The sequence below is a fragment of the Dyella sp. Tek66A03 genome, assembly GCF_052567735.1.
The window spans coordinates 1,991,033-2,006,365 of record NZ_CP199584.1 but is presented as its reverse complement, the minus strand read 5'-3'; the positions used below and the strand labels follow the sequence as shown (position 1 = coordinate 2,006,365).

Annotated in this window: 6 protein-coding genes; 3 read left to right on the top strand and 3 right to left on the bottom strand. The window is 62.0% G+C overall.

What is annotated here, in order from left to right; all coding sequences use genetic code 11:
* Window positions 1–21 precede the first annotated feature (21 nt).
* On the top strand, window positions 22–1,155 hold the full coding sequence (locus ACT01B_RS08880; RefSeq protein ID WP_445146987.1) for a GNAT family N-acetyltransferase: 1,134 nt from the start codon (window positions 22–24) through the stop codon (window positions 1,153–1,155).
* Between the two features lie 23 nt (window positions 1,156–1,178).
* Here the strand turns inward: ACT01B_RS08880 and ACT01B_RS08875 are convergent, their stop codons facing one another.
* Entirely contained in the window at window positions 1,179–2,585 is a 1,407-nt protein-coding gene (locus ACT01B_RS08875; protein WP_445146986.1) for a serine hydrolase domain-containing protein, read from the bottom strand.
* A gap of 108 nt (window positions 2,586–2,693) precedes the next feature.
* On the opposite strand from ACT01B_RS08875, the gene aat reads away from it, so the two are divergent.
* Window positions 2,694–3,407, top strand: a complete 714-nt coding sequence (gene aat, locus ACT01B_RS08870) for a leucyl/phenylalanyl-tRNA--protein transferase (protein WP_445146985.1) — start codon at window positions 2,694–2,696, stop codon at window positions 3,405–3,407.
* A 109-nt stretch (window positions 3,408–3,516) separates the two neighbouring features.
* On the opposite strand, the gene ACT01B_RS08865 is transcribed toward aat, so the two are convergent.
* Together ACT01B_RS08865 and ACT01B_RS08860 are read right to left on the bottom strand one after the other, a co-directional pair.
* On the bottom strand, window positions 3,517–4,191 hold the full coding sequence (locus ACT01B_RS08865) for a MarC family NAAT transporter (protein WP_445146984.1): 675 nt from the start codon (window positions 4,189–4,191) through the stop codon (window positions 3,517–3,519).
* Window positions 4,192–4,442: 251 nt separating this feature from the next.
* A complete protein-coding gene (locus ACT01B_RS08860; RefSeq protein WP_445146983.1) occupies window positions 4,443–4,616 on the bottom strand; it encodes a hypothetical protein in 174 nt (57 codons plus the stop codon).
* Window positions 4,617–4,881: 265 nt separating this feature from the next.
* Here ACT01B_RS08860 and ACT01B_RS08855 point away from each other — a divergent pair, with 265 nt between their 5' ends.
* Window positions 4,882–15,270, top strand: a complete 10,389-nt coding sequence (locus ACT01B_RS08855) for a YDG domain-containing protein (protein WP_445146982.1) — start codon at window positions 4,882–4,884, stop codon at window positions 15,268–15,270.
* The last annotated feature ends 63 nt before the right edge of the window (window positions 15,271–15,333 follow it).

Genomic DNA, 15,333 nt, shown 5'->3' with positions numbered 1-15,333 from the left:
ACGGCTGCCACGCTTAACCCCATGATCGACGCGCGCTTCCATTCCCGTATCGAAGATATCCCGGCGCAGGCGTGGGACGCCTTGCGGCCGGACGACAATCCGTTCGTTGCGCACGCGTTTCTCGCCGCCCTGGAGCGTACGGGCTGCATCCGCGCCAATTGGGGCTGGCAGGCACATCATTTGGGCCTCTACGAAGACGGCCAGCTCATCGCCGCCGCGCCGCTCTATCTCAAGGGCAATTCGCACGGCGAGTTTGTGTTCGACTGGAGCTGGGCCAGCGCCTGGGAGCGCGCCGGTGGCGACTACTACCCCAAGCTGCTCAACGCGGCGCCCTACTCGCCTGTGCCGGGCCCACGCCTGCTGGCTGGCACCGGACCGCACGCCGGCGCGAGACGGCAGGCACTCGCATCGGCGATGTCAACGTTTGCCCAGCGCATGAATATCTCGTCCGTACATGCCAATTTTCTGCGCGACGACGAACTCGCCGCGTTCGGCAACGAATGGCTTGCGCGCTCGGACGTACAGTTCCATTGGCAAAATCACGGCCACACTGACTTTGCGGACTTCCTCGGCGCGCTCAACCACAAGAAGCGCAAAAACATCCGCCAGGAACGCACGCAGGTGTCCAGCAGCGGCCTCGCCATCGAAATGCGCTGCGGCAGCGGGCTCAGCGTGGATGAATGGCGCCGGATACACGAACTCTACGAGTCCACCTTCGACGCCAAGGGTAACCACGCCGCCCTGACGCGCGCGTTTTTCCTGACGCTCGGTGAGACGCTGGGCGATTCAGTGCAGGTGGCCATGGCGCATGACGGCAATGACATCGTCGCCATGGCGCTGTTCCTGCAAAGCCGCGACACCTTGTATGGACGCTATTGGGGTGGTGAGGTGGACGTGCCGGGACTGCACTTCGAGCTCTGCTACTACCAGGGCATCGAGTACGCCATACGCCATGGGCTGCAGCGCTTCGAACCTGGCGCGCAGGGCGAACACAAGCTCGCGCGCGGCTTCCTGCCGGTGCGCACGCATTCGCGCCATTACCTGGTGAACGAGGATTTCCGCGCCGCCGTACGGGCAGCGCTAGTCCAGGAGGACGCGGCGGTCTGCGAGTATGCCCAGCACCTGCATCTGCATAGCCCCTACGCAAGGCGCTGAGCTCACCACACCGCGCCATCGTCTTACCCGAAGGAAAGCGAGACCACCTTGCCGGCTTCGTCGAAGCCCAGGCCGAACTTCAGCATGCTGCCTGGCCCGAACTGGATCAGGTAGTCAAACCACTTCACTGAACCATCCGCGCGCTGGCCTTTGAAGATAAACGCCGTTGGCACGCCGAAGGCGGAGAACTGCTTGGCCAGCCGTGCCGAGAGGCCGGCTTTCATCTTGGCGTCGAGCTTGCTGCCGAAGCGCGAGTCGTCTTCGTTGCCGCTCTGCAGTTGCATGAACGTCGTCCTGGCGGCCGTCGTCATCTTCACGTCCTCGCCCGCCGCCGGCTTGCGCGTGGCGGCGTAGATCTCCGGATACAGCTCGTTGAAGATCGCCGTCGTGAGCATTTCACCCGGTTCGGGGTTATCGCCGTTATTGGTGAACGCGATGACGCGCACGCCCTGTTTCGGGAAATACTCGTTCGCCGTGGTGAAGCCGAACGAACCACCCGTGTGTCCCACACGCGGCTGTCCCTCTACCGAGTCGACGAACAGGCCAAGGCCGTATTCGGCACTGCCCTTCTCCGTCGTCATCACCGACGTGGCCATCAAGGCGTAGTCTGCGGGGCTGACGATCTTGCCGCCCATCAAGGCCCGGTTCCATCGCTCCAGATCGTCCAGCGTCGACACGAGGTTGCCCGCCGCCCCGCCAAACGTGTCGTGGATGGTGGGCGCTCGCTCGAGCTTGCCCTGCGCGTGCCGATAACCCACCGCCATGGTCGGATGACGGCCTTCGTCCGCCACCGTGAAGGTATCCGTCATCCCGGCTGGCTCGAGCAGGTGCGTGCGCACGTACTGCCGATAGGGTTCATGCGACACCATTTCGATGACGCGACCCAACATGAGATAGCCCGTATTGCTGTACGACCAGCGACTGCCTGGCGCGAAATCGAGCGGCTTGTCCTTGATGCGCGCCACCAGCTGATCGAACGTGGCCGGCCTGGTGGCCACGTGCTCGATATCCGGCCCGTCCAGGTACTCCGGCAGGCCGCTGGTATGCGACAGCAGCTGGCGCAAGGTGACTTCGCTGGCGTGAGGGGCGTCCGGCAGGTAGGTGGCGAGCTTGGCGTCGATACCGAGCTTGCCGGCTTCCTGCAACTGCAGGATCGCTGCCGCGGTGAACTGCTTGGTGATCGAACCGATTTCGAACCAGGTGTCCACGCTGGCGGGGAGATGACTTTCGCGGTTACGCAGTCCATACGCCTGGCGATAGACCAGGCGTCCGTCCTTGAACACTGCAATGGCCGCGCCTGGTGTATCCGTATGCCGCAGCACCGCGTGGACATCGGCGTCGATGCGCTTGTCGACCTCAGTCGCGACAGGCGCGGCCGCTGCGGCCAGCGAGACGGAGCACAGGCACAACATCCAGGGAAGTCGCTGCATCGGCATTTCTTTGGTTGACGGGAATCGCTCATGCTAATCGCACCGTCATCCGGTTAGCATCTGTCAGGCGCTACACGACGACCACCCGCATTCACCCGATGGGCCACGATGATCCGCTTGCCCCTGCTCGATTCAGCCAGGCCGGAGCACTTTCCCGATCCGCGCAAGGCCCTGAACGAACCGAACGGCCTGCTGGCCTTTGGTGGCGATTTGTCGCCGCGACGCCTGCTGGCCGCCTATGCCCAGGGCATCTTCCCCTGGTTCAATGAGGACGAGCCGCTGTTGTGGTGGTCGCCCGATCCACGCTGCGTATTCCACACCCTCGCGCTCAAGCCCAATCGGAGCCTTCGTCGACGCCTGGCGCAGGTGTCCTGGCACATCACCATCGATCACGCCTTCCGCGACGTGGTGGAGGCTTGCGCCGCGCCAAGGCCGGGCCAGAGCGGCACCTGGATCGTGCCCGCCATGATCGACGCCTATGCGCACCTCTACGACCTGGGCCACGCGCACAGCGTCGAGGTGTGGGAAGGCGAACGCCTGGTCGGCGGCATCTACGGCATCGCCGTGGGCCGCATGTTCTGCGGCGAGTCCATGTTCAGCGCCCAAAGCGGCGGCTCGCGCGTGGCCTTGATGGCGCTCGCCAAGTTGCTGCAGTGCTGGGATTTTCCGCTGATCGATGCGCAGGTCACCAACGCGCATCTTTTGCAGCTGGGTGCCCTGGAATACCCGCGCGCGCAGTTCTTGCGCATGGTCGCTCAAATCACCCACCTGCCCGGACAACCGGGCAGCTGGGCGGAGTTCACGCCACTGGCACAGCTGTAGCTTGAGCGCCCAGCGCACCTGCGCCCCTACGGGCCTTGCCTGAGCCGTCTGCGGTTGAAGCTCGCCGCCGATGGACCATGGACTAAGGTCGTGCGCTCGGCCTGGCGCTCTACGAGATCGCGATGATGCCCCAGCCCCGCAACAGATCAGATATTCCGTTGATGATGAATTGCACGCCAATACATACCAATAGAAAGCCCATCAGGCGCGCCATGGCATCAATGCCCGTCTCACCCATGAATCGCATGATTTTGGTGGCACCACGCAGGCACAACCAGAACACCAGCGCAAACAGCAAGGCCGTGATAATCGCCGATGCATGCACCATGGGCGACATCAGGCCGCCGGGAGTGCCCGACGAGGCACTGATGATGAAAGCGATGGTGCCGGGGCCGGTGGTGCACGGCATGGTGAGCGGGATGAAGGCGATGTCTTTTAATTTGGCCGAGGTCGCATTGGAGGCCATCTCCACCTGCACATCGTCTTCCGCCACGCGCGCGGGCGGAAACAACATGCCGAAGCCGATATAGGACACGATCAGTCCGCCGGCAACGCGCAGCCCGGGAATCGAGATGCCGAAGCCGCTGATGATCGCGTGCCCCGCGTAAAAGCAAAGCAGCAGCATGATCACGACATAGATCGTAGCCCGGTTGATCTGCCGGTTTCGCTCGGCTTCCGGATAGCGACCCGTGAGCGCCAGCAGCACGGTGGCACTCGTCAGTGGATTGGCGATCGGTAATAGTCCCAGCAATCCCAGCGCGACATTGTCGAGCAACGTGAGCATAGAGGTCTGCTTCCTTGGGCTTGGCGCTCGCCTGGCGCGTTGTATCACCGGCGGCGATCCAGAGATACCAGACCAAATACACACGGCTCACGACAAGAATTCGTGAAGACGCGACCGGGCCAGAGAAACGCCGCCAGACCAAAGCCGCCGCGATGGCCACTTCGAACCGCAGGCGCACGAAGCCGCTGATGTTCCCGGTGAAAAGTCCATCGAAATACAGACGTCAACAGCAGCATGGACGTCGGCGTGCATCACCATGTCGATATCCACGTTGATCGTGGCGGGATTAGCAACTGCTCCATCTTCGCCGCGATGGAAGTGACCGCCGCCGTGGTGAATGTCGTTATGCCGAATTCGGCGTTGCCTTGATACACGGTACCGCGGCAAAGCGAGGCATTGTCGATGCCAACGATCTCGGTTGACATCACTATCGCCTGAGACTAAATGAGAAGTCGCGACGAATGGGAACGACGCCGATCGTTCGAAGATGAACGAATTTTCCGGCCTGATTTACCCCCTACGAGAAGCCCCATTCGCGGCGCGTCCACATTCCATTAACCAAGATTGCAAAGCGCCCAGTTGGGATCGTCATCGATCCTTTTGTAGCCCGGTAACGAAGCACTGCCGGGAATGGTTACCTGACATCTCATGCGTTTCTGAATCACCCGAGGTAAGAAGGTGGGCAGCGCCATGAACCATATCTACCGCCTGTGCTGGAATCGGACGATCAGCCAGTGGGTTGCTGCGTCCGAGCTGGCCAGCCGCAAGTCGATCGGCACGGTCCGGCGCATTCGGCACTTGGGCAAGCGCGTCTTTGCGCTTTCACTTTTGGCGGCGTCACTCGCCCTGGCTGGATGGGCGCATGCGGCAACCGGCCCCAGCGGCGGGCAGATCATGGCCGGCGTCGGCCACATCCAGCAGTCAGGTGCCACCACCACCATTCAACAAAGCAGCCAGACACTTCAGCTGAACTGGCAAAGCTTCAATCTCAGCCCTAACCAGACCGTCGATTTTCTGCAGCCCGGCCGAAGCGCCGTTGCAGTCAACCGCGTATTCAGCAGTACGCCGAGCGACATCTTCGGCCACCTCAACGCGAATGGGCAGGTCTGGCTGATCAACCCCAGTGGGATTCTGTTCGGTCGCACTGCGCAAGTGAATGTGGGCGGCCTGGTGGCAACCACGCTTGACCTGGACGACAACAGCCTCAATAGCACCGCTCGAACGTTCAGCGGCCAGGGCAAGGGCAGCGTGGTCAACCAGGGCGCGATCACGGCGGCCGATGGTGGCTATGTCGCCATGGTGGGCAATCAGGTATCCAACCAGGGCGCTATCAGTGCCCGGCTCGGCACGGTTGCGCTGGCTGGTGGCAGCGCCGTTACATTGACGTTTGATGGCGCCCAATTGCTGCATTTGCAGGTGGATCGCAGCACGCTCAACACCCTCGCGGAAAACCGCCAGTTGCTGGTAGCCGATGGTGGCCAGGTCATCATGACGGCGGGCGCGAAAGATGCGCTGTTGGCCAGCGTCGTGAACAACACCGGCAAGGTGCGCGCACAAACCGTTGAAAACCATAACGGCACGATCACCTTGGTGGGCGGCATGGAGGCCGGGCAGGTAAATGTGGGCGGCACGCTGGATGCGAGCGCCCCTGCGGGTGGCGACGGCGGCTCCATCGAGACGTCGGCAGCGCACTTCAACCTGGCGCCTGGTACCCGGATCACCGCGGCCGCGCCCCATGGTCGCGCCGGTACCTGGCTGGTCGACCCCACCGACCTCAACATAGATACGGTGGCTGCCAACGAGATTTCCACCACGCTGCAGGGCGGCACCAACGTAACGGAGCAGACCACGGCAAGTGGAGCTTCAGGCTTCGGCACTCAGTCACCAGGCGCTGGCGACATCAACGTCAACGCACCGATCAGCTGGACCAATCCTGCCGCCAACCTGACGCTGCTTGCGCTCAATGCGATCAACGTCAACGCATCGGTGACCGGCGCGGGCATGGTGACCATGCAGGCGAGTGGTGCCAACCTCACGATTGCATCAGGCGCCTTGGTGAGCGGTGGCACGGGCGTCATCCTGGCCACCGCCGTCAATTTCGTGAACAACTCGGGCAGCACGGCCGTCAGCACCGGGACAACAGCGCCCTGGCTGATCTATTCCACCAATCCCACGCTCGATACGACCGGTGGATTGACGCCATCCTTCATCCAGTACAACACCGTCTACCCTGACGTGCCGGTAGCCCCGGGCAACGGTTTCATCTATAGCCTGGCGCCGGTCCTGACCTACACCGGACTGACCGGTACAGTCAGCAAGGTCTATGACGGCACGACGGACGCTGTACTCACGGGTGCCAATTTGCTGGGATCGGGACTCGTCAACGGCAACAAGATCACGGCGGCGACAGGCTCGTTCGCGACACCGAATGCCGGCACCAATCTCGTGGTGAATTCGCCGACCTCCATTGCACAAGTCACCATAATGGATGCGACGGGCACCATTCCGGTGTATGGCTACCAGGCGACTGGCACGCCAACGAGTTCCCCCATTGGCACGATCACACCCGCGCCGCTGGCGGCAACCATCGTCAACAACCCGACCAAGGTCTACGACGGCAGTACCGCGGCCCCGCTGAGACCCGTCAACTACAGCTTCACCGGCTTTGTCGGCGGACAAGGTGCCACGGTCAACCAGGCCAGCTCCGTCGCCTTCACCAGCGCGAGCGCGGGTACGGACATCCCGATCAATGCGGTTCTCTCCGCCACCAATTTTCTCCCCAACAGCGGCACGAATCTCGCCAATTACATACTCCCGACGTCGGCGACCGGACCGGGCACGATCCTGCAGGCGCCACTCCTGATCAGTGGCCTGCTTGCCAACGACAAGGTGTACGACGGCACCACGGCCGGCACCCTGATCACCAGTGGGGCAGCGTTGTTTGGCGTGATCAGCGCGGACGTCGGACAGGTCGCGCTGAATTCGTCGTCGGCGGCCGGGATCTTTGTTACGCCCAATGTGGGCACCAATATTTCCGTCCTCACCACCGGCTTCAGCTTGACCGGCACCAAGGCAGCCAATTACCAAATCGAGCCGCCGCTGTATCTCACCGCCGATATCACGCCAAAGTTGCTCACCATTGCCGGCGTGACCGCCAATAACAAGGTGTACGACGCCACCACCGCGGCATCCCTCAACGTCGGCAGCGCCAGTCTCTCGGGTGTCATTGCGTCGGATGCCGGCAATGTCACCTTGTCGACGACGGGCGCCACAGGAAACTTCAGCCAGCCTGATGTGGGCAACAATCTGCGCGTGTCGGGCAGCGGTTTCACCCTGACCGGATCGGCCGCGGGCAATTATTCCGTCGCAGCACTGGCTGGGGTCACCGCCAACATCACCCCTGCCCCGCTGACCATCCTGTTTCTCGGCAACCCGGAAAAAATCTACGACGGCAGCAACACTGCCACGCTCACCCAGGCGAATTACACCATTAGCGGTTTCGTGGCCGGCCAGAACGCCACCATTGCCGAGACCTCCGCGACCTACGCGACGCCCAATGCAGGGACGGGTATTCCGGTCACCGCGACCCTGGTCCCTTCCGATTTCACGCCCGGGCCGGGCACGGCGATGTCCAACTATTCATTCCCGGCCAGCCTGACTAGCCCCAATGGCATCATCGATCCAGCGCCCATCCAGGTCGATATCATCAACAACCCGACCAAGGTCTACGACGCCACCACGACCGCGTCGCTCGCCCCGGATAACTACGGCGTCCTTGGCGTGGTCCCCGGCGAAACGATCAACCTGAGCCCCGCCCCCACCACGGGGAATTACGCATCGCCGAACTCGGGCTTTCAGGGAGTGAGTGCCACCCTGGCTCCGGGCAACTTCTCGGCCGGCCCCGGGACCCTGCTTTCGAACTATCTGCTGCCAACGATGGCAACCGGCCTGGGCACCATCGTGCCGATGCCGCTAACAGGCGGTTTCAGCGTATCCATCATCAACAACCCCTCCAAGGTCTACGACGGCACGACCGTCGCCACCATCGCACCCGCCGACTTCTCGCTCTCCGGCTTCCAGGGAACCGACAGTGCCACCGTTGCCCATACGATTACCGGGCAATACGCGACCAAGAACGTCGGCTTGCAGCCCGTCTCGGCCACCATGGTCGAGGCCGATTTCACGCCCGGCCCGGGCACGGACCTCAATAACTACACGTTCCCGGTCAACGCCTTCGGCACCGGCACGATCATTCCGGCACCGTTGATCGTCACGATCATCAACAATCCCACCAAGGTCTACAACGCCGTCACGAGCGCACGCTTGAACAGCTCGAACTTCCAGATCGATGGCTTCGTCCCTGGCGAAGGTGCACAGATCACGCCGACCACTCAGTTCAACTATGCCAGCGCCAATGCGGGAAGCTGGATCATCAACGGCGAACTGGTGCCGAGCAACTACGTGCCCAATAACAGCACTTTGCTCAGCAACTACACCCTGGCAACCACGGCCGCCGGCCCCGGCACCATCACTCAAGCACCGTTGTTCATCATCAACGCCTATGCGCTCAGCAAGGTCTATGACACGACCACGGCGGCTACCATCGATCCCAGCACCGCCTCGCTGGCCGGGCTAGTGGATACCGACATCGGCAATGTCACGCTGAACACGTCCACGACGGGCACGTTCGCCCAGGCCAACGTGGGCAACAACATCCCGGTGACGGCGAGCGGCTTCAGCATTTCCGGCAGCGCGGCCGCCAACTACCTCCTGCAACCGATCGGCGGGCTCGCCGCCAATATCACGCCCGCCGAGCTCCTGGTGCTGGGCGCCGTGGCCAACAACAAGGCCTACGACGGCACCACCACCGCAACCATCAATGCCAGCGGGGCCACGCTGTCCGGTGTGCTTGGTACCGACAACGTCACCCTGACGACCACCGGCGCCACCGGACGATTCATCACCGCCAACGTCGGCACCAGCCTGCAAGTGATCGCCAGTGGATTCACCCTGGGCGGCGCGCAGCTCGGCAACTACACCGTGCAACAGCCGGGTAACCTCATCGCCAATATCACGCCGGCACTTTTGTCGGTGGTCATCAGCGGCAACCCGATCAAGGAATACGACGGCGGCACCGCGGTGACGCTCGGCTCGTCCGACTACACCATCACCGGCTTTATCGGCAGCCAGAGCGCCACCATCCCGCAGGCAGCGTCAAGTAATTACCTCTCGCCCAATGTCGGCACCAACATAGGCCTGCAGGCGACCCTGGAATCTTCAGACTATGTAGCGGGCCCCGGCACTAATCTCTCCAACTATCAGCTGCCCGAAATGGTCAGCGGCATACACGGCCAGATCACGCCCGAAGTCATCAACCTGACCGGCTTTCGTGTTTACGACGCTACCGCCATTGCTGACGCTAGCGTCTTCGCCAACGGAGCCTTCGTCGATGGCGTCAATGGCGAGACACTCACGCTGACCGGCGACGGCGTACTGCCAAGCAAGAATGTTGGCCGCATGATCCCCCTCAGCAGCCTGGGCACGCTGGCGCTATCCGATGGTACGGGCCTGGCCAGCAATTACACCCTGGCTGGCGGCACCGATTGGGTCACGATCACGCCGGCAACGCTGCGTGTCGTCAACACGGTCGCGGACAACAAGGTTTACGACGGCACCACGGTCGCCACCTTGAACAGCGCCCTGCTGACCGGTGTCATTGGCACCGACAACGTCATCCTTGGTAATGACACGACCGGCACGTTCAACAACAAGAATGTCGGTACGAACAAACCGGTTTCCACGCAGATGACGGTAGCTGGGACGGACGCCGGCAACTACGTTCTCATTCAACCCAGCGGCGTCATGGCTGACATCACCGCCCTTGGCATCACGGTAGGTGCCGTCGGCATCAACAAGGCCTATGACGGCACCACGACGGCTCGCGTCACCCTGAGCAGCCCCGGCGTGGTTGCTGGCGATAACGTGAGCTTTACCGACACGTCAGCGAATTTTGCCCAGGCCAATGTCGGCAATGGCATTCCCATCTCAGTGCTGGGCATCGGCGCGACAGGCAGTGATGCTGGTAACTACACGCTCCTCAACAGTACCGCCAATACGAGCGCGAATATCACGCCGTTCATCCTCAACCTCACGGGAACACGCGTCTACGACACCACCACGAATGCGGCGGCGACCCTCTTTGGTTCGAATGGGGTCTTGACCGGCGCCAACGGCGAGACACTCACGCTTTCCGGTACGGGGCAACTCGTCGACAAGAACGTAGGCGTACAAAAGCCGTTTGCCACGAACGGACTGAGTGGATTCACCTTGATAGGGAACGGCTCGGCCCTGGCCAGCAACTACAGTTTCACCGGGGGGACGGACTGGGTCACCATCACCCCAGCCACTTTGACCGTGACGGGCACGTCGGCCGCGGACAAGGTCTACGACGGCAATACCAATGCAGCGCTCAGTGGTTCCGTGCTGAACGGCGTACTTGGCTCCGACTCGGTGACGTTGAGCAACGACACCGTCGGGCAGTTCAACAACAAGAACGTTGGCACCAATAAACCCGTCGCCACCAGCCTGACGGTGACGGGACTGGATGCGGGCAACTACACGATCATCCAGCCGCAGGGCATCGTGGCGAGCATCACGGCGCTGGGCATCACGGTAAGCGCGACCGGCGTCAACAAGGTGTATGACTCCACGACGACAGCAAACGTGCTCCTTTCCAGCAACGGTGTCGTCGCGGGGGACAACGTCACGTTTACCGACACATCCGCGAATTTCGCGACACCCAACGCCGGCAACAACATAGCCATTGCCGTCGGCGGCATTTCGTCCATGGGAACGGATAGTGGGAATTATGTCCTCAACAACACCACGGCCAGCACCAGTGCCAACATCACGCCAGCCGTCCTTAGTCTCCAGGGCACGCGCGTCTACGACGCACTGACCGATGCTGCCGCCAACCTTTTCGGCACGAATGGCGTCCTCACCGGTGTGCACGGTGAAACGCTCACCTTGAGCGGCATAGGCACGCTTTCGACCAAGAACGTCGGCACACAGCAACCGTTCGCGGCCGGCGGCCTCAACGGTTTCACGCTAACCGGCAATGGCGCAGCCCTCGCTTCCAACTACACGCTTGCCGGCGGAATCGACTGGGTCACCATCACACCGGCGCAACTCCTGGTCACCGGAACGACGGTGAACACAAAGGTCTACGACGCCACCACCGCCGCCACGCTGAGCGGCGCGACGCTCTCGGGTGTACTCCTCGCTGACTCGGTGACGCTGGGCAACGACACCAGCGGTACGTTCAACAACAAAAACGTCGGTACGAACAAGGCGGTCGCGCCTGGCACCATGACGATCAGCGGCGCCGACGCGGCCAACTACACCCTGGTTCAGCCCACCGGCCTGACAGGAACGATTACTGCGCGCCCCATCGTGGTCAATGCCACCGGTCAGAACAAAGTCTATGACGGCACGACGTCGGCCACGGCAACGCTTGCCAGCAACGGCATTCTCGCGGGCGACACCGTGACCTTCAACTACACGTCGGCAAGTTTCAACACACCCAACGTGGGTACCGGCATTGGGGTTCAAGTGAACGGCATCGGCGGTAGCGGCACTGACTCGGGCAACTACACCTTTAACAACACTGCTATGACGAACGCCAATATCACGCCGGCCGTGCTCAATCTCACCGGCGTACGCGTGTATGACGGCAGCACCAACGCCGCCGCGAACATTATTGGCAACAACGGCGTGCTCACCGGCGTTGACGGCCAGACGCTCACCCTAGGCGGCAGCGGCATACTGTCGACCAAGAACGTAGGGCTCCAACAGCCGTTCGCGGTGAATGGACTCAATGGCTTCACGCTGACCGGGGTGGGAACGGCATTGGCCAGCAACTACACGCTGACCGGTGGCATCGACTGGGTCACCATCACCCCATTGCCCATCACCGTCAACGCAACAGGTGAGAACAAGACGTATGACGCCACCACGGCCGCGACGGTGACGCTGGGCAGCAGCGGTATCATCGCCGGAGACGCGCTCACCTTTACTTACACGTCGGCCAACTTCAACACGCCCAACGCTGGCACGGCCATTCCGATCGCCGTGAGCGGCATCAGCGATAGCGGTGCGGATGCCGGCAACTACACCATCAATACGACGGCGACGGCCGACGCCAACATCCTGCCCGCGATTCTTCACTTGCGCGGAACGCGCGTCTACGACGGCACTACCAACGCGGATGCGAGCCTGTTTGGCCAAGATGGCGTGCTCACCGGCGTCGCTGGTCAAACGCTGACGCTAAGTGGCGTCGGCACTTTGGATAGCAAGGATGTGAGCACGGCTCGGCTGTTCGCACCGAATGGTATGAGCGGATTCACGTTGACGGGCGACGGTACGGCGCTGGCCAGCAACTATACGATTGTCGGCGGCAGATCATGGGTGGACATTACGCGCAAGGCCCTTACGGTCACCGCCGTCGGACAGGACAAGACCTACGACGGCACGACGAACGCACAACTCAGCAGCCTTGACGTCAGTGGTGCCGTGGCGGGTGACAGCGCATCGTTCACGTTCGGTGCCGCCAATTTCGGCACGCCCAATGTCGGCACCGCCATTCCCGTCACCGTGACGGGCATCAGCGGCAGCGGCGCGGATATCGCCAACTACACGTTCGCTGGCACCACCATGACCAGCGCCGACATCAACCCCGCCATCCTCAACCTCACGGGCATACGCGTTTACGATGGCACCACCAACGCCGCCCCCAGCCTGTTCGGCACCAACGGCGTGCTGACTGGCGTGAATGGTGAAACGCTGACGCTGAGCGGTACCGGTACCTTGTCCACCAGGAACGCCGGCATCGAGCAGCCTTTTGCCGCGAATGGACTCAGCGGCTTCACGCTGACAGGCGATGGTACCGCCCTGGCGAGCAATTACACATTAGCCGGCGGCATCGACTGGGTCACCATCACCCCGCTCGCCATCACCATCAGCGCCATCGGACAAAACAAGATCTATGACGGCACGACGAACGCACAGGTGACACTCAGCGATAGCGGCTTGCTACCCGGCGACAGCGTCAACTTCAATTACGCGGCAGCCAACTTCCATACGTCCAACGTCGGTCTCGGCATACCGATCCAGGTCACCGGCATTACCGATAGCGGTGTCGACGCGGGGAACTACAGCTTCAATACCAGCGCCACCACGAGCGCGAATATCACGCCATTCTTACTCAGCCTGACCGGCACCCGACCCTATGACGGCATGGCGACCGCGGTGGCCGGCCTGTTCGGAAACAACGGCGTCATCACTGGCGTGGATGGCCAAACGCTTACGTTGACCGGCACGGGAACACTGGTGTCCAAGAATGTCGGAACCGAGATTCCCTTTGCGACGAAGGGGCTTGATGGATTCACCCTCGTCGCCAACGGAACGGCCCAGGCCAGTAACTACACGTTCTCGGGCGGTACCGACTGGGTAACGATCACCCCGCTTTCACTGGTCTTCAGCACGACGGTACAAACGAAGACGTATGACACTACTACCACGGCACAGATCAATGGACTGACCGTCAGCGGCTTCCTGCCTGGCGAGACTGGCACCTTCACCTACGGTGCGGCCAACTTTGTCACGCCAAACGCCGGCAACAACATTCCGGTGCTGATCACGTCCATCACCGGCAGCGGCGCTGATCTGGGCAACTACACATTCAGCAATGTCGCCACGACTCACGGCAATATCGATCCGGTCATCCTGAACCTCACAGGCATACGTACCTACGACGGCAGCAATCAGGCGGCGGCAAGCTTGTTCGGTAGCGGCGGTGTGCTAGCGGGCAACAACGGCCAAACGCTCACGCTAAGTGGCGCAGGCACGCTGGTGACAAAGAACGCCGGATTGCAGCAGCCGTTTGCGCCGGGCGGACTGGGCGGATTCACGCTTGCAGGCAACGGTGCGGCGCTAGCCAGCAACTACACGTTCAACGGTGGCGTTGACTGGGTGACCATCCTTCCGCTGTCGATTTCCGTCACGGCGACCGGACAAGACAAGACCTATGACGGTACGACGGCCGCCAAGGTGACGCTGGCAAGCGCGGGAGTCCTGCCTGGTGATGTCGTGGCGTTCCAACCGACTAGCGCCAACTTCACAACACCCAATGCCGGCACCGCCGTCCCCATCGCGGTCAACAGCATCAGTGGCAGCGGGGCGGATGCGGGAAACTACATTTTCAATCGCACGGCATCCACCTATGCCAACATCACGCCGGTCATCCTCAATCTGACCGGCATCCGCGTCTATGACGCCACCACGAATGCGGCGGCCACCCTGTTTGGCAGCGACGGCGTGATCAATGGCGTGGATGGCCAAACACTCACGCTGGGCGGTATCGGCACGCTGTCCACCAAGAATGTCGGAACGGAGCTGGCATTTGCGCCTGGCGGCCTCAACGGCTTCACGCTGAGCGGCAATGGTGCGGTGCTGGCCAGCAACTATGCGCTAGCCGGAGGCTTTGACTGGGTAACCATCACCCCGGCAACACTCGACATCATTGGCACGACGGCAGCAAGCCGACCCTACGATGGAACAACACTTGCCTCGCTATCGGGCGCATCGCTTTCCGGCGTTCTTGGTAGCGACAGCGTGACGCTCGGCAATGACTCCACCGGCTTGTTCAACGATCCGAATATCGGCAACGACAAGCCGGTAACGACCAGCATGACCATCAGTGGCATCGATGCGGGCAACTACATCCTGCTGCAACCTGCCGACCTCACGGCGGACATCACAGGCGCCATCGCCCCGCCGATTTCCCTGCCCCAAGGCCTGCTGGCCAATGTGCAGACCTTGATGGGGACGACTGACGTGGCTACGCCTTTTGGCACGGCGTCATCCTCGGCCGTGGGCAGTTACACCGGCAACCAGAAGCAAGAAGAAGTGCACCCCCTGGAACGCAACCGTACGCGGTCGGATTTCCATGCCGTGCTGCCGGTCACCGTGGTTGGCGGCGGCGTCAAACTGCCACCCAACGCCTCTCCCTCATCTGGCTAACAAGTACGCGCCGTCGTGCGTCCAACGACATCATCAGGCTCGCGATCATGCCCCCGATGCGCC

What these genes read in the sequence shown, in the direction of transcription:
- ACT01B_RS08880 (WP_445146987.1), top strand. Translation starts at nt 22, where the DNA reads ATGATCGACGCGCGCTTCCATTCCCGTATCGAAGATATCCCGGCGCAG.
- ACT01B_RS08875 (WP_445146986.1), bottom strand. Translation starts at nt 2,585, where the DNA reads ATGCAGCGACTTCCCTGGATGTTGTGCCTGTGCTCCGTCTCGCTGGCC.
- aat (WP_445146985.1), top strand. Translation starts at nt 2,694, where the DNA reads ATGATCCGCTTGCCCCTGCTCGATTCAGCCAGGCCGGAGCACTTTCCC.
- ACT01B_RS08865 (WP_445146984.1), bottom strand. Translation starts at nt 4,191, where the DNA reads ATGCTCACGTTGCTCGACAATGTCGCGCTGGGATTGCTGGGACTATTA.
- ACT01B_RS08860 (WP_445146983.1), bottom strand. Translation starts at nt 4,616, where the DNA reads ATGTCAACCGAGATCGTTGGCATCGACAATGCCTCGCTTTGCCGCGGT.
- ACT01B_RS08855 (WP_445146982.1), top strand. Translation starts at nt 4,882, where the DNA reads ATGAACCATATCTACCGCCTGTGCTGGAATCGGACGATCAGCCAGTGG.